Origin of the sequence: Nonomuraea sp. NPDC050786, assembly GCF_040654115.1 — a bacterium.
Taxonomy (GTDB): domain Bacteria; phylum Actinomycetota; class Actinomycetes; order Streptosporangiales; family Streptosporangiaceae; genus Nonomuraea.
On record NZ_JBFAHJ010000039.1, the window covers coordinates 89928 to 102810 of the forward strand.

23 protein-coding genes are annotated in these 12883 nt (G+C 68.9%); 2 read left to right on the forward strand and 21 right to left on the reverse strand.

Annotation, left to right across the window (positions count from 1 at the left end):
• Positions 1 to 12 precede the first annotated feature (12 nt).
• The 6 genes from AB0H84_RS46225 to AB0H84_RS46250 all read right to left on the reverse strand — a co-directional run bounded on the left by AB0H84_RS46225 (position 13) and on the right by AB0H84_RS46250 (position 2880).
• Positions 13 to 180, reverse strand: coding sequence for a hypothetical protein (locus AB0H84_RS46225; protein WP_357619493.1), 168 nt, complete (start codon positions 178 to 180; stop codon positions 13 to 15).
• Positions 177 to 404, reverse strand: coding sequence for a helix-turn-helix domain-containing protein (locus AB0H84_RS46230; protein ID WP_357619495.1), 228 nt, complete (start codon positions 402 to 404; stop codon positions 177 to 179). Before AB0H84_RS46230 ends, AB0H84_RS46225 begins: the two co-directional genes overlap by 4 nt.
• Before the next feature lie 16 nt (positions 405 to 420).
• Positions 421 to 660, reverse strand: coding sequence for a hypothetical protein (locus AB0H84_RS46235; RefSeq protein ID WP_357619497.1), 240 nt, complete (start codon positions 658 to 660; stop codon positions 421 to 423).
• 496 nt (positions 661 to 1156) lie between these two features.
• The gene (locus tag AB0H84_RS46240) at positions 1157 to 1828 is read right to left on the reverse strand and encodes a hypothetical protein (protein WP_357619499.1); all 672 of its coding nucleotides are present in this window, start codon (positions 1826 to 1828) and stop codon (positions 1157 to 1159) included.
• Between the two features lie 267 nt (positions 1829 to 2095).
• On the reverse strand, positions 2096 to 2524 hold the full coding sequence (locus AB0H84_RS46245) for a DUF6221 family protein (protein WP_357619501.1): 429 nt from the start codon (positions 2522 to 2524) through the stop codon (positions 2096 to 2098).
• A 110-nt stretch (positions 2525 to 2634) separates the two neighbouring features.
• A complete protein-coding gene (locus AB0H84_RS46250) occupies positions 2635 to 2880 on the reverse strand; it encodes a hypothetical protein (protein ID WP_357619503.1) in 246 nt (81 codons plus the stop codon).
• A 178-nt stretch (positions 2881 to 3058) separates the two neighbouring features.
• On the opposite strand from AB0H84_RS46250, the gene AB0H84_RS46255 reads away from it, so the two are divergent.
• A complete protein-coding gene (locus AB0H84_RS46255; RefSeq protein WP_357619505.1) occupies positions 3059 to 3232 on the forward strand; it encodes a hypothetical protein in 174 nt (57 codons plus the stop codon).
• A 101-nt stretch (positions 3233 to 3333) separates the two neighbouring features.
• Here AB0H84_RS46255 and AB0H84_RS46260 read toward each other — a convergent pair whose 3' ends face one another.
• The 4 genes from AB0H84_RS46260 to AB0H84_RS46275 all read right to left on the reverse strand — a co-directional run bounded on the left by AB0H84_RS46260 (position 3334) and on the right by AB0H84_RS46275 (position 6043).
• Positions 3334 to 4092: a TFIIB-type zinc ribbon-containing protein gene (locus AB0H84_RS46260; protein ID WP_357619507.1), complete on the reverse strand. Its 759-nt coding sequence runs from the start codon at positions 4090 to 4092 to the stop codon at positions 3334 to 3336.
• Between the two features lie 192 nt (positions 4093 to 4284).
• The gene (locus AB0H84_RS46265; RefSeq protein ID WP_357619509.1) at positions 4285 to 4986 is read right to left on the reverse strand and encodes a hypothetical protein; all 702 of its coding nucleotides are present in this window, start codon (positions 4984 to 4986) and stop codon (positions 4285 to 4287) included.
• Between the two features lie 78 nt (positions 4987 to 5064).
• Entirely contained in the window at positions 5065 to 5718 is a 654-nt protein-coding gene (locus AB0H84_RS46270) for a hypothetical protein (RefSeq protein ID WP_357619511.1), read from the reverse strand.
• Between the two features lie 58 nt (positions 5719 to 5776).
• Positions 5777 to 6043, reverse strand: a complete 267-nt coding sequence (locus tag AB0H84_RS46275) for a hypothetical protein (RefSeq protein WP_357619513.1) — start codon at positions 6041 to 6043, stop codon at positions 5777 to 5779.
• Positions 6044 to 6936: 893 nt separating this feature from the next.
• Here AB0H84_RS46275 and AB0H84_RS46280 point away from each other — a divergent pair.
• Complete coding sequence (locus AB0H84_RS46280; RefSeq protein WP_357619515.1) at positions 6937 to 7071, forward strand: hypothetical protein; 135 nt, start codon at positions 6937 to 6939, stop codon at positions 7069 to 7071.
• An 8-nt stretch (positions 7072 to 7079) separates the two neighbouring features.
• On the opposite strand, the gene AB0H84_RS46285 is transcribed toward AB0H84_RS46280, so the two are convergent.
• The 11 genes from AB0H84_RS46285 to AB0H84_RS46335 all read right to left on the reverse strand — a co-directional run.
• The gene (locus AB0H84_RS46285; protein WP_357619517.1) at positions 7080 to 7871 is read right to left on the reverse strand and encodes a hypothetical protein; all 792 of its coding nucleotides are present in this window, start codon (positions 7869 to 7871) and stop codon (positions 7080 to 7082) included.
• A gap of 135 nt (positions 7872 to 8006) precedes the next feature.
• Complete coding sequence (locus AB0H84_RS46290; RefSeq protein ID WP_357619519.1) at positions 8007 to 8288, reverse strand: hypothetical protein; 282 nt, start codon at positions 8286 to 8288, stop codon at positions 8007 to 8009.
• Complete coding sequence (locus AB0H84_RS46295; RefSeq protein WP_357619521.1) at positions 8281 to 9270, reverse strand: hypothetical protein; 990 nt, start codon at positions 9268 to 9270, stop codon at positions 8281 to 8283. Before AB0H84_RS46295 ends, AB0H84_RS46290 begins: the two co-directional genes overlap by 8 nt.
• A complete protein-coding gene (locus AB0H84_RS46300; RefSeq protein WP_357619523.1) occupies positions 9263 to 9583 on the reverse strand; it encodes a hypothetical protein in 321 nt (106 codons plus the stop codon). Before AB0H84_RS46300 ends, AB0H84_RS46295 begins: the two co-directional genes overlap by 8 nt.
• A complete protein-coding gene (locus AB0H84_RS46305) occupies positions 9580 to 10398 on the reverse strand; it encodes a hypothetical protein (RefSeq protein ID WP_357619525.1) in 819 nt (272 codons plus the stop codon). The genes AB0H84_RS46300 and AB0H84_RS46305 overlap by 4 nt, the downstream gene beginning before the upstream one ends.
• A complete protein-coding gene (locus AB0H84_RS46310) occupies positions 10395 to 10859 on the reverse strand; it encodes a hypothetical protein (protein WP_357619527.1) in 465 nt (154 codons plus the stop codon). Before AB0H84_RS46310 ends, AB0H84_RS46305 begins: the two co-directional genes overlap by 4 nt.
• Positions 10859 to 11503: a hypothetical protein gene (locus AB0H84_RS46315; RefSeq protein ID WP_357619529.1), complete on the reverse strand. Its 645-nt coding sequence runs from the start codon at positions 11501 to 11503 to the stop codon at positions 10859 to 10861. The genes AB0H84_RS46310 and AB0H84_RS46315 overlap by 1 nt, the downstream gene beginning before the upstream one ends.
• Positions 11500 to 11787, reverse strand: a complete 288-nt coding sequence (locus AB0H84_RS46320; RefSeq protein WP_357619531.1) for a hypothetical protein — start codon at positions 11785 to 11787, stop codon at positions 11500 to 11502. The genes AB0H84_RS46315 and AB0H84_RS46320 overlap by 4 nt, the downstream gene beginning before the upstream one ends.
• Positions 11784 to 12326 (reverse strand): hypothetical protein, encoded by a 543-nt coding sequence (locus tag AB0H84_RS46325; RefSeq protein WP_357619533.1) that lies wholly within the window; start codon positions 12324 to 12326, stop codon positions 11784 to 11786. Before AB0H84_RS46325 ends, AB0H84_RS46320 begins: the two co-directional genes overlap by 4 nt.
• Positions 12323 to 12616, reverse strand: coding sequence for a hypothetical protein (locus tag AB0H84_RS46330; RefSeq protein WP_357619535.1), 294 nt, complete (start codon positions 12614 to 12616; stop codon positions 12323 to 12325). Before AB0H84_RS46330 ends, AB0H84_RS46325 begins: the two co-directional genes overlap by 4 nt.
• A partial coding sequence (locus tag AB0H84_RS46335) for a WhiB family transcriptional regulator (protein WP_357619537.1) occupies positions 12613 to 12883 on the reverse strand: 271 nt, incomplete at its 5' end. The genes AB0H84_RS46330 and AB0H84_RS46335, both read right to left, overlap by 4 nt.

The window sequence follows — 12883 nt, forward strand, 5'->3', positions numbered from 1 at the left end:
AACCCTGCACGATCAGTGGCCGTCGCTCATGAACGTGCCGGTGACGAGGGTAGCGTGCAGCCGCATCCACCCGCCCGCGATGGCCACGCAGTTCTTCACGGCCCCCTCGTCGAGGATGTACTCCTCGGCCTTGTCGAGCAGCTCCGCTGCCTTCGTTGCGGCGATCTCGGCGGGCGTCACTCCGCGCCTCCGGCCGAGCTGGCGGGGCGGGTGCGGTGGTCGCCGCCGCGGTGGCGGAGCCCGGCGCCCGCCTCCTCGAGGAGCGTGTGGATGAACCCGTACGACCGGCCGATCGACAGCGCCAGCTCGCGGATCGACTCGCCCTCCTGGTAGCGGCCGGCGACGTGCTGGGCGAGCTGGTGGCGTTCGGCACCGACGATGCGGACGCGGGGCTTGATGTGCACGAGGGCTCCTTGTCGGTCAGGCTGCGGCGGTGGCTCGGCGGGCGGCGCGCAGCTCGTCCCGCTTCGCCGCGGTGTCGGGTACTTCGTGGCCAGCCCAGATGCACCACTCGATGAACGCGAGGTCGGCGTAGTCGTACACGGTCTCGCGTCCGGCGCGGCCGAGCTGGCGGGCGCGGTAGCGGCTGGCCCATTTCCGGATGGTGCACGGCTCCCGGTCGAGGCGTTCGGCGGCCTGGCGGGCGGTCACGGGCGTCACGTTCACCCGCTTTCGGTGGTTCGTCCCGGAATGATCGACGCGCTGAGATGGCCGTAGACACGCGAACGCGACCGGCCGAATGGGAAAGGGTGGGGGCGGCACCGGCTCCGTCAGAAACGCGTCCAGTCCCGCGCTCCGCGTCGGCCCAGCTCAGAAAGGGGGTCCGGAGGGCATAGGGGTGCCGCCCGCAGGAAGTGTGACACAGAAGATCGTGTGAGCGCAACCGTTGGCGGCACCGCCAACATGCCAGGCAGAGTCCCATTTTCGGGAACGTATGCGGAACCGCCAACGAACCGCCATGCTGTGAGGGTCAGCACGTTCTCCCTCGCGAAAGGACAGACCCATGACCGACTACGCGTTCGACACCGAGCCCGAGGAGCCGGAGACCGCCGACGCCGAGGACGCCGACGAGGCGGACGACGACGACCTGTAGCCCGTAGCACGCAGAAGGCCCGCCGGCGCGACGATGCGCGGCGGGCCTTCCTCATGTGCGGGGTCAGGCGTGGATGTGCTCGGCGACCTTCGCCTGGAACGCCTCGACGGCCTCCTCGTCGCGGGCGAGCGGCCACGCCTCATCTGACAGCGTGAAGTTCAGGCCATCGTTGCTGGACGAGATGTGCACGATCCGGAACTCCCGGTCGCCCGCCCAGTAGGCGAGCGCCACATGCTCCAGCTCGTCACCGTGCTTGCCCCGGACCATGGTGATGGCGTCCACAGTGCAGTCGAGGCGCCGCTGTACGACGTCGATCAACTCGTGAGCGTCGTAGTGGAGCGACCGGGGCAGCTCCACCAGCTGCTCCTCCTGCCCGGTGTCGCCCTGCGGGTGGAGCGTGAACGTGCCGATCACGTCGGCGTTCGGCGGCTCGACGTTGACGCGGACCTTGCCGACCCGGCCGTCGAGCTCCACCCAGAACGACGCCCAGCCGCGGGCGGCGACGACGTCGTGGATCTGGTTGCGGAGGTCGTCCCCGTCCTGGACGTCGAGGGTGAACGGTTCGATGTCGTGGTCGAAGCCGAGCACGTCGAACGCGACCAGGTACCGTCCGGGCTCCAGGCCGGGGCCGGCGGCCTGCCCCTGGGTGAGCGCTTCGTGGGCCTGCTGGTAGGTGAGGCCGTGCTCGGCGGCGTACTTGCGGACGCGGTTCTTCCAGGCGGCGTTGCGGGTCATGGTGGGGTCCTTCCAGGTGGCGGCCCTACGCACCCCACCCGAAGACGACAGGATCGGCGCCACGGCGGGCGCACGAGTCGAGAGGGGTACGCGATCCACGGGGACCTTCGCCTCTTCGCCGCGCGGTCCCTGGCGTAGGCAGGGGAAGCGCTCAGAGGCAGGCATGCGGTAAGCCGTACCGCTCACGATAGCCGACCGGCAACCGTCGCGCGTGACACGCGGCAATCCTACGCGAAACCCCAGGTCAAGACAGGTGCGTGGCAGGCGTCAGCTCGTCCGCCACTCCGGCCGGAACCCCGGCAGCCGGTAGTACGGGGCCGCCATCTCCCGCACGATCGGCTCCATCACCGCCACCTCGTCGTGCGCCCGCTCCCACCTCGTCAGGTCGCCGCCGTCTGGGCGGTGGCCAGCGGCCCTGATCCGCGCGGCGGCCTCGTCCCGCAGCCGGACCGTCGTCTCGTACCGGTCGAGGAACGCCCGCCGCCACGCCACCTCATCCCGAACGCGAGGCGGGTCCCATCGGGCGATGTGTGAGCGGACCGCGGGCGGCACCTGGTGCAGTGCGACGTCCACCGGCATCTGCACCCGCATCCCCGGCCGGAACGTCGCCACCATCACCAGCTCGTCCATCGCGCGCCCGGCGTCGATCTCTTCCTCATCGAGGCGGTCCCGCAGGAAGTCCACCAGCTCTTCCACGCTCCCACTCCGGCCGCAACTCTGGCCATGCCCGCCGCCCGTGCTGCACTCGGTGCAACAGAACTGGACGCCATCCGGCACCACCCGACCGCAGCCCGGCCTCGCACACATCACTCGCCCGCCTCCTCGCCGACCAGCTCCGGCATGGCGGGCCTCTTCAGCTTCTTCCAATGCGTGACGCGGCAGTCGTCGCTACCGACCCAGGTCCGCATCGTGAACCCGTCGAAGTAGCCGAGCGTCACGCCCCGCTCGTAGTAGGTCTCCACGATCCACACCAGCGTGTGCGGGGGCGGCGCCGTGGCGGCCTTGTTGCCGTAGTCGAACCGCCGCCAGACCTTGCCCTTGCCCTTGCTCATGCGCTCTCTCCTGCCGTTCGTTTGCGGAATCGCCAACATCATGTCAGCCGCCCGCCAGCATCCGCATCGAACGGACCTAAGCCGCGGACTCCTCCGCCCGCCACCGACCAACCCACATGGTCAACTCTTTGCTCCGAGCCGCACAGCGGCGGAAGCGGCAGTGGGAAGAACCCCAGCTATGACACAGCAGTGGGAGTACCTCGCCGACACCAGCCCTGTAATCGGCCTGCAGGCGAGGCTAAACGAGCGGGGACCGCAAGGCTGGGAACTCATATACGTAGCACCATTCGGTGAACACGTCTCCGGCATCCCCGACTTCCTAACCCTCGTGTTCAAGAGGCCACACTCCTGACTTCAACCGCGCGGCCCCCACGGTTACACCGGCGAGCCCGCTGCGCCTTCTCCGCCGCCAGCGGCTCCGCCACTGCCACGAACCGGCCCTCCAGTCGCCCGCTACCCTGCCTCCTCGCTGACCAGCTCAATCGCCTCCCCCTCCGAGACGTGCCGCCCGCATTCGCCGCACACGTAGTAGCCGGCCCGCGGCCTCCACTCCAGGCTCCGCATGTCGCAGCCGGGGCAGCGCGCCACGGTGTGGCCGGGCTCGTCGTCCACCAGGCGCCGCAACCGCGACTCCCACGCGAGCGCCCACTCCACCGGGCCGAGCTCCACCAGCCTGTCCGGGTCCCCCACCGCCGACCGCACGGTGAGCTCGTCGAGCGCCAGCACCTGGTCGAGCTTGTCCACCAGCCACGTCACCGACCGCGAGCGAACTACACCCGACCGGCCCGCCGGCACTAAGTCCGCGAGCTCCAACCTGCGGGCCGCCTCCCGCCGCATGCCGAGCAGCTCCCCCGTCAGCGTGTGCACGACGTCGCCCTCCCCCGACATGGAGCCGTGCGGCCTGGTCCCCCGCACTCTCGACCAGCGCGACTGCGCTTTCACCACGCCCGGCCGGGACGCCAGACTCGCGGCCAGCTCGTCGGCCACCAGCAGCGCCCGCCGAAACGTCGCCGCACACCGGCCACAGTGCAGCGGCTCCCCGCCCCGCCACTCGATGACCGGCATGACCGGCTCCGCAGGCGGCTCCCCCTCGGCGCCCTCCGCGAGCCACCGATCAACCGCGTCCGCATGAGCCTCCCGAGCAGCCAGGAACACCGCCCACGCCTCCCGCGCCTGCCGGTTGCACGGACCCACACACACCCGATCCGACACCACGACCTCCCCGCACCTCTCCCGATCACAACCCCGGACACCCTACAAACACCCGGCAAGATCAAAACCATTCGGACAAAACGAGACCGAGGTACCTCTGTCGAAATCTTGAAAAGGCGAGGACGGGGTGATCTTGAACATGCGGAAGCTCCCGCGCGACGGTTCGCGCGGGAGCTTCGATGGTGCGGCGCGTCAGGTTCGGGGACGGCGTGTCGTCTCGCTCTCGATCACCTCGCGTGTCTTGCGCGCTACCTCACCGCGCTTGGTGACTGCTTTGAGCGCTCCGGCGCGGGCGAGCATCCTCATGTCATTGAGCGACTTCAGAGCCGCGATCACGTAGGAGGAACGGGCCTGGTCGCGGTTGGTGTGCGCGGTCTGCCATGCCTGGTTCCATGCGTGCTCGCTGTAGAAGACGCTCACGCGGCCGTACCCGTCCACGTCGGCGGTGACGGGGAACGACACGTCGCACTGGGCGAGTACGGCGGTGATCTCCCGTAGGGCGGTGCGGACGGATTCGAGCATGCTGCCGGGCTGGTGCTGCTCGACGCTGGACACGTCGGCAACCTCCACATGCGTGAGCATCGCTGCTTTCGGGCGGATGAGCGTGTATGTGCCGTGCTGGGTGTCGCGGTCGGTGCCCGCGACCCACCACTCGCCGTGCGCGCGCGTGGCGGGTCCGCTGTAGACGACCAGCGACCCCAACGGTAGGTACGCCTGCAACGCGACTTGAGCGGTCTTGCTGGCGTTGTAGGCGCGGGCCTGGAGATCGGCGGCGATGTCGCACCCGAGGTGTTCGGCGCACTGCGGGCAGATGTCCCGGTGGGCGACGTATTCGGCGCTGGCGTTGCGGGCGGCGTTCGCGGAAAGGATCGCTTCCTGCTTGAGCTGGTTCACGGTTCTCCCCTTCGGGGTCGTAGCTGGTTGGTGGTGGGGCCGCGCGCCCCCCGGTGGCGCGGGGGGCGCGCGGTGGTGCTACTTCTTGGCGGGCTTGGGCTCCGGCGGCACGGGGAGTCCGGCGTTCTTGAACGCTTCCGCCAGTTCGGCGCGGTCCGCGCCTTCGGTGATCGCCTTGGCGAACGGCAGCGCGGGGTCGCCGCCGAAGTCCGCGAGCGCCTTAGCGGCGTTTACCGCCTGCTTGATGCGGGCCGTCTTCTCGGCCTTGATCCGCTCTGCCTCGCGCTTGGCGGCTTCGGCGTGGATCTCCGCGAGCTTGGCCAGAGGGTCAGCGCTGCCAACCATGGCCTTGACCTCCGCCTGAGACAGCGGATGCGTAGCGATCATGTGGTCGGCGGGGATGCCGAACTTCTCGCACGTCGCGGCGATGCGCGCGGCGGCTCCGGCGCGGTCGGGCATCCGGTACCACGCGAGGCGGTCTGCCTCGCTCGGCTTGGTGCTCATGCCCGCGAGTTCGGTCGGGCTGGGGCCGTCGTACAGGGTGCCCCCGTCGCCCACGATGGCCATAACCTCCGCGAGCGTCGCCCGCGCGGCGGGCAGGCGGTACGCGTTGACCATTGGGTTGTTGTTGGTGTGGCCCTCCAACGCGGTGTTGAGGTTCGCGAGCGCTTCACGGACGGCGGCGCGGATCTCGTCGCTGATCTGGAACGCGGGGGTGTTGTTGCTGGTCATTGCTGTTCCCTTCGGTGGTGGGGTGCCCCCGCTCCCCGGTGGAGCGGGGGCGGGAGAGTTACTCGTTGGCGGAACCGTCAACGAACGTTGCTTCGTCGCGCTTGTTGCGGCGGTGAATCACCCAGCTCACGACGGCGATGGCAATCAGGATGGCTCCGAGCGTGCCACCTGCCCAGATCGCGGAGTCGTCAGCAGTGTTCGCCGCCGCAACGGGCGGCGCGCTCGGACCGCTCAAATAGACGCTGGCCGTGGGGATCGTGGTGGAACTGGCCGTGCGCTGCCTCGTGGGCGTCGGGGACGCGTCGCGGAGCTTGGGCATGTCCACGTTGGCAGGGTCCTGCGTGCCGATGTCGGACCCTGCGGGCATGCCTGGCACTCCGGGCTGTCCGGGTAGTCCCTGCTGTCCGCGCGGTCCGGTGGGTCCGGGGCTTCCCGGCTGGCCTGTCGGTCCGGGGCTCCCGGGCTTACCCGATGCGCCGGAAGGTCCGGCGGGTCCCTGGGGTCCACGCTCGCCACGCTCACCGCGCGGTCCGGGGCTTCCGGCGGGTCCGGTCGGTCCCGGCTCCCCTGTGGCTCCCTGGGGACCGGTCGGGCCTACAGGTCCGGTCGGTCCGGCGGGTCCTTGGGGTCCCTGCGGTCCTTGCGGTCCCGGCTCGCCTTGCGGTCCGGCGGGTCCAGTCGGGCCAACGATGCACACCACGGGCGGGTCTTGTTCGGGGCATGTCGGCATGATGGTCGGGTCCATGGCCACGGTCGCGCTTGGCAGTAAGCCGGGGGCGATGTGGCCTGCTGTGATGACCATGGCAGCTGCGAGAGTCGCGGCGGATACCGCGCTCCCGAGTGCCTTGGCCGTGCGTGTGATCTGCATGGCTCCGAGCTTGTTCTACGTAGAACAGAGCTGTCCAGACTTTTGGACTGAAACGAGATTAAACCGTTATTAGCCTGGAGCCCCAAGTCGTCAACCTGGGGTGACGCTCACCCGCGCGACCAGCGGAAACACCGAAACTCGCCCCGCATTACGGGCACGACCAAACCTCCAGACGTCAACCAAAGCTGACAAGTGAGGAACACGCACCACCGACCCCAACGGCATGTCTGAGGCGTGTTGTGGTCTCTTCTCTCTCTTGTGGATCTTGTCTGTGAGCGTTTCTGCGGCCTTGTGGTTGCCGCCTGGTCTCTCTGTGCCGGAGGTGTCGTGTTCGCGTCTCCTGCTCCACCATGAAGACCATTCCGGCGGTGCTGGCGCGTCGCTCTCGCGTCGGTCGCGTCGCTCACCTGATCGCCGTCACGGTGAGAACCATCGGCGACGAGGAGGTGAGTGCCCAGCCTGGCTGGTCGGCTTCGTGCGGCTGATCAGCGGGTCAGGGTCGGGCGATGCGGTCGGCGGCGCAGCCGATGCATGGCTGTTCCTGGTGGTGGATGGAGCATCGTTCGCGGCCGGGGCCGGCGGCGTCTCTGCCTGGCTGCGGTGGTGTGGGGAGGTAGGCGGCTGGGTCTCGGCGTAGGGCGCGCTGGATGTACCGGTGGGGGTTCTTCACGAGAGTGCGGGCGCGGCTGAGGATGAGCTGGCGCACGGCGGCGGTGTGCTGGGGGGTGATGGGGTCTGGGGTGAGTGGGGCGAGTTCGCGGCGGATCATCTCATCCACTTCGGAAAAATCTTGTCCGTCCATCCGTCCTTGATCGCCTGCATACGGTCCGTCAGATGAGTGACTAGAGAACGTCTGTTGGGATGGGATGGGAGTGGGATGGGTTGGGGGGTCGTCTCCAGACACGTCTTGAGACGCGCCTTGAGACGCGTCTCGTTGTGCCTCACGAGCTTCCTTCTGCGAAGCCAGCCACCGCTCTTGACGTGCCTTTTTGGCCTCACGGCCCTCACGAACCTTGATCGCTGAAGGCTGGTATTCGAGGTAGTCGTGAATCTGCCAGCCGTCGTTTGTTTTAGACCACAGACCAGCGTTCACCAGCTCATCGGCGTACCGTCGCGGCGACGAAACGTCACTCACGTACATCAGCTCACGAGTCCCGATCACGCCATCGGTGAGGTTCGCGTTGCACCAGCACAACGCGCTCACGTACAGGCGGAACGCCCGATCCGACAACGGCCGGACCTTCCGGTTGACCGGGAACTGGTCATCGACACGTACCCACGGCATGCAAGCCGCCCTTCCCTATATGCGCGAAGCGGGGGCTCGCCCATTGAGGGAATGGGTCGAGCCCCCACCGTAAGCGGTACCGCCAACGAACGTCACGAGCCGATCAGCGGCCCCGGGTCGAGCACTCGGACGACCTCACCGCCGCGCACCTCGGCCAGCAGGTGCGACGTCGTCCGCCGCGGCGGTGGGCACTCGTTCAACGAGCTTCCCGCCCGCCACGACTCGCCTTTGCACCTCCGCGATGACCGCGAGGACGATCGGCGCCACCAGGTCGTCGGCCTCCATGCCGACCCGCCAGTTCGCGGCGGCGAGCCCGCGGCGGCCGGCCTCCATGAACGGGGCGAGCGTCTGGGTCAGTTCGCGTGTGATGTCGCGTTCGCTGTGTCCGACCTGCCCTGTGGTTCTCCGACTAGCCACGGTCAGCCTCCTGTCCACTGAAGAGGTCGGCTTGCCCATCGCACTGCGCAAGCGGGTGATCTGGCGGGATCTCCCACTCGGGGTGCGCGTACGGCGCGGCCTCCAGCACCGCGTCAGCCATGAACGGCGCCCACATGAACATGACGTCGTACTCGTCCACGGTGCCGCCGTACTGGGCGACGACGTCGGAGCGGACGCGCTGCCACAGCCAGCGGCCGAGGTAGGCGGCCACGGCCACGTCGCAGTCACAGGCGCCCAGCGCGTTGAAGTAGTCCAGCCACCCCGCGGTCTTGAACGTCGCCAGGAAGTCGGGCCAGCCGGCCCGGTAGTCGTCCAGGTACTTGTCGAGGTAGGCGGGGATGTCGAGGGCGTTGCCGTAACACGGCTCGTACTCGGGCTTCTTCCAGTTGACGGCTCGGTAGTCGTCGCCCAGCAGCGGCAGACCCTCACCGGTCGGTAGTCCGTCCTCACGGCAGCGGTGGACCATGGCCCAGTGGTTGCGCGGGTCGAACCGTTCCTCGTCGTCGTCGCCGCCGTCGGCCGCGTCCTCCTCGGGCGGGGGCAGCGCAGCCTGGGGAGGCTGGGGCTCCTCGATGAGGGTGTATTCCTCCGGCCAGGCGGTGAGCCACATGTTCCTGAACAGGCGGGCATTGAGGTGGAACTTGCCGTCACCGACCGACACCAGCCCGTCGTCTGTGAACCCGACTACGGTGTATGACTTCTCCCCGGCGAACCGGAAGACGTCGCCGCCGGGCAGCTTCTCCCCGTCGCGCTGCGTCCAGGTTTGCCCGATCCGGAGAACGGCACCGGGATCAGCGTCGTCCACCAGTTCGGTGGCGTAGCGGCGGGCCGCTGCGGCGCTCATGCCGTGTGCCAGGGACAGCCCGTCCGCGTAGTGGGTGATAAGGCGTTCGCGCCGCTCGGGGCCGATCACCATGAGCGCGAGCTGGGCGCGCTCGTCCTGCTTGGCCTGCTCAGTCACCCTGCACCTCCTGCACGGGAACGAGATGGAATCGCCACACCACACCGAGGCGGCGGGCGTGCGGCTCCTGCTCGTGGCCGCACGGTTCGCAGAGGAAGGTCGTGGCCTTCCCGATGTGGGGGTAGTCAACGACCAGCGCCTGAGTGGCTGGGCTGTCGCTGCACACCTCGCACGTGATCGGCGAGGTGGCAGGGATCTGGCCGACGTTGTGCTCGATTAGGGCGCGGACGACCTTGGCGGTCACCTCGGCAGGCGTCAGGCCCGCCTTCATGGCTTGGCCGATGACCTCGGCCAGCGTGAGGGCGCTGATCATGCCGGGCACCCCATCTCGAACAGCGCCTCCGTCTTCACGGCGGCCTTGCGACGACGGCGCGGCCGGGCCGGCCGAGGCGAACGGCGACGGACCAGGCCCGCCTCCGCGCGAAGCCGCAGCGTCCTCAGCGTGAGCGGGCGCTTCACGCCGTTTACGGTCTCGGTGAGGATCGACACGTCCTTGCCGTGCTCCTCCCGGAACCGCTGCTCCTCGGCCTCGGCCAGGGCGTACCGCTCCGGGAACTCCCGCAGGGTGAGAAGCCACTGCGCCTGCCCCGCTCGGACGCAACTGCCCTGGCAGTTGTTGTGGGAGAAGCCCAGCTCGTACATGCGGGGGATCGCGATGCCGAGCTTGACGCACTCGCCCTTCATCCGCTCCTTCGTCCAGCTCTCGTCGTCCATCAGCGGGAACTCGACCCGCCACGGCGCCCACCCCTTGACGACACCGGGCCGGCGGCGCTCCTCGGCCGCGTCGAGGCCGACGTACAGGATGGTGTCGGCCGGGTCGCAGTGCTCCTCCAGCCAGCGGCGGCAGGGCTTCTGCTTGAGCTCCTTCGTGCACGGCGCGAGCCGAGAGTTGCCGAGAAAGTGCTGGTCGAAGTACACCTGGAACGGGTTCCGGCCGTCGCACATGATGGTCGGGGTGATGTCCAGGTGCTCGCTGGCCTGCCCGAGGAACCGGTACAGGTCGGGGTGCTCCCACAGGGTGTCGGCGAACAGCAGCACCATGTGCTCGTTGCCATAGCGTCGGCGGACGAGGTCGGCGGCCCAGAACGACCCGAGGCCACCGGACATCTGGATCACGTGCCGCGTCATGACAGCCCTGTCCGACGCCGAGCGGCCAGGACGAGCTTCAGGTTGTCCGCGACCAGCGCGAACAACGCCCCAACGAAGGCGGCCATGCGGAACGGGTCCGGGTCGAGGCTGCGGATCAGCTCGACGAACCTCTCCCGGTCGCCTCCGGCTCGAGCGAGCAGCAGGTGACCGGCCCACCGGATCTCCTCGGGCACGTCTTCCGCGCCGACGACTCGATCCGAGTCAGCGTCGATCCATTCCAGATCGAGGAGCTGCCCGGCGGTGCCGGCCTGGGTGATGAGGGTGTCGCACCACACGTAGATGGCGTCCATCAGGCCAGGGATGTCGGTCTCCTTTACGACGGCGGCCAGAGCGAGGCTGGCGGTGTCGTCGTCTCCGGCGATGGCGGCGCCCAGGGCGGCGAGGGCAAGGTCCACGGCGCGCGGCTTGTACGGGTTCTCCGGGGTGGTCTGCTCGGTCATCAGGCGTCCACCTTCCGGACGACCTGCACGGTCTGCACGACCAGGCGCGGCTCGTTGTCCCGTACGTCGAGGCGGCCGGTGAACAGCAGCTTCTCCTCGCTGGGCATGAGCAGCTCGGCGCCCGCCTCGGTGTACGGGCGCGGGTACACCATCGCCTTGATCAGGCCGGTGCCGTCGTCGAGGGTAAGCACCGCCCACGGAGCGCCCTTGCTGGTGTGCTGCTCGTCCTGGATCATGACGCTGGCTTCGACGGTGATCATCCGGCCGTCGTCGTCTGGACCGGACCGCTGGAGCAGATCGGCGATGGTCATGGTGATGGGGTTCAGCGGCTCAACCATTCGCGCTATGCGGCGGGCTTGGCGTTTAGCGAGGTAGTCGTTCCCGATTGGGGTGAGAGTGAGCGTCTTGATGGTGGGGCCGGCGACTTCGACCGTGACGACATGGTTGCGTTCGGCGGTGGTGATGGTTCCGGTGCCGCAGGTGTGCCCGCTGCTGGACTTCCACCGGCCGCCCGATTTGGGCTGGTACTGGTAGGTGACGTGGCCGTCGCGCTGGTAGTGGGGGTCGGCTGCGATGGCGTCGAGTAGCCGCGTGACGGCTTGCCCGAGTTGCGGCAGGCCGGTGGTGGTGGGGTTGATGGTCACTGGTGGCGGTCCTTCCTGGCGTTGTGGTGGTGGGTGAGGTAGTCGCGTCCGTCCTGCGTGACGGTGACGGACATGTCGCAGCCCTCGACCAGGTAGCTCATGTCGAGGAGTCCGGCGTGGGCGAGCTGGTGAAGGGTGTCAGCGTGCGCAATGCAGCCGCTGTCGCCGACCTGCCAAAAGCCGGGCTCCACCGACGTGAGGGTGACGCCTTGGCCGCTGTCGTACGCGGCGAGGTAGACGAGAGCTTGGATCGCCGGGCCGCGCAGATCCTGGTGGTTGGTCAAGGTCGATCCTCTCTGATGTGGCGGATCAGGTTGGTCAGGTCCGGCGGCAGGTCCTCCTCCGGCTCGCCCACGGTGAAGGCGGCGCGGATCAGCCGGACGACGTGCTCGCGGTCGATGTAGCGGGCCGTGGCCTCCTCGGCGGGCGTGGCCGGTGGGGGTTCGGGGGCGGGGTCTTCCTGCTCGTGGAAGGACTTGAGGCCGATGCCGTACCGGTCGCGGCGGACGAGAGGCACCCAGGTCGCGCCGACGACGAGCCCGTGGTCGATGACCGTGCCCTTGACCGTGCGGGCCAGGTCGTCCGGGAACATCGGGAACGTGGAGGGGCCGTGCGGGTCTTTCCATGTGATCGGCCTGGTGATGCCGCGCAGCCCGTGCGTGTCCTGGAGTCGGAGCGGAAGCGTGAACGGGTCCGGTGGCCGCCAGTCGATCCGGTCCGGATCCACCCCCGAGGTGCTGGGGAGGAGGTTGCCGTACTCGTCGTACGGCACGCGGGCGGGGATCGCGCCGGGCTGCTCGTGCGCGGGCCGGGCCGGGCTCACTCCTGGCCTCCTTCGGGGTGATCGTGGAGCTTCGGCAGCAGGTTCCGTGCCAGCGCTGCGCCCCTCGCCGTGGCTCCGACCGGGTCGTCGGGCATGGGCGGCCGGGGCCGGCGGAGTGCGGGGTTGAACCGCCAGCCGTTGCCGTTCATGTCGGTGATGAAGCGGCGAGCGACCGCGTCGGCGGGCTCCCGCTGGTCAGGCGGGGCGGCGGCCCATTCGCGCAGCCGCTTCGTCAGGACCTGGACCGCTTCGTCCATGGCCCGCACCTGGACGTCCGCTTTGGCGCTCATGATGGCTGCCCTGCTCGCTGCCGGTGCTCACGGTTTCGGCGCATCCGCCTCTTCCGCTCGGCCGCGCGGACGTCGTAGTCCTCGCCATACCAGATGCCGGTCGGCTCGCCGTGCCGCAGAACCGTGCTCGCGTACTGGCGGCATTCGACCCGGACCGGGCAGGCGGCGCACACGGCGCGAGCTCGCGCGCGACGCTGCTCCTTTTCCTCGGGCGTTTCGCCGATGTCGGAGCCAGGCCCGCAGAACAGCGACACGTGTTCGTCTCGG

Coding starts and splice junctions, on each gene's coding strand:
- AB0H84_RS46240 (WP_357619499.1), bottom strand. CDS start 1,828: ATGACCCGCAACGCCGCCTGGAAGAACCGCGTCCGCAAGTACGCCGCC.
- AB0H84_RS46330 (WP_357619535.1), bottom strand. CDS start 12,616: ATGAGCGCCAAAGCGGACGTCCAGGTGCGGGCCATGGACGAAGCGGTC.
- AB0H84_RS46270 (WP_357619511.1), bottom strand. CDS start 5,718: ATGACCAGCAACAACACCCCCGCGTTCCAGATCAGCGACGAGATCCGC.
- AB0H84_RS46285 (WP_357619517.1), bottom strand. CDS start 7,871: ATGCCGTGGGTACGTGTCGATGACCAGTTCCCGGTCAACCGGAAGGTC.
- AB0H84_RS46310 (WP_357619527.1), bottom strand. CDS start 10,859: ATGACCGAGCAGACCACCCCGGAGAACCCGTACAAGCCGCGCGCCGTG.
- AB0H84_RS46250 (WP_357619503.1), bottom strand. CDS start 2,880: ATGAGCAAGGGCAAGGGCAAGGTCTGGCGGCGGTTCGACTACGGCAAC.
- AB0H84_RS46255 (WP_357619505.1), top strand. CDS start 3,059: ATGACACAGCAGTGGGAGTACCTCGCCGACACCAGCCCTGTAATCGGC.
- AB0H84_RS46305 (WP_357619525.1), bottom strand. CDS start 10,398: ATGACGCGGCACGTGATCCAGATGTCCGGTGGCCTCGGGTCGTTCTGG.
- AB0H84_RS46280 (WP_357619515.1), top strand. CDS start 6,937: ATGAAGACCATTCCGGCGGTGCTGGCGCGTCGCTCTCGCGTCGGTCGC.
- AB0H84_RS46300 (WP_357619523.1), bottom strand. CDS start 9,583: ATGATCAGCGCCCTCACGCTGGCCGAGGTCATCGGCCAAGCCATGAAG.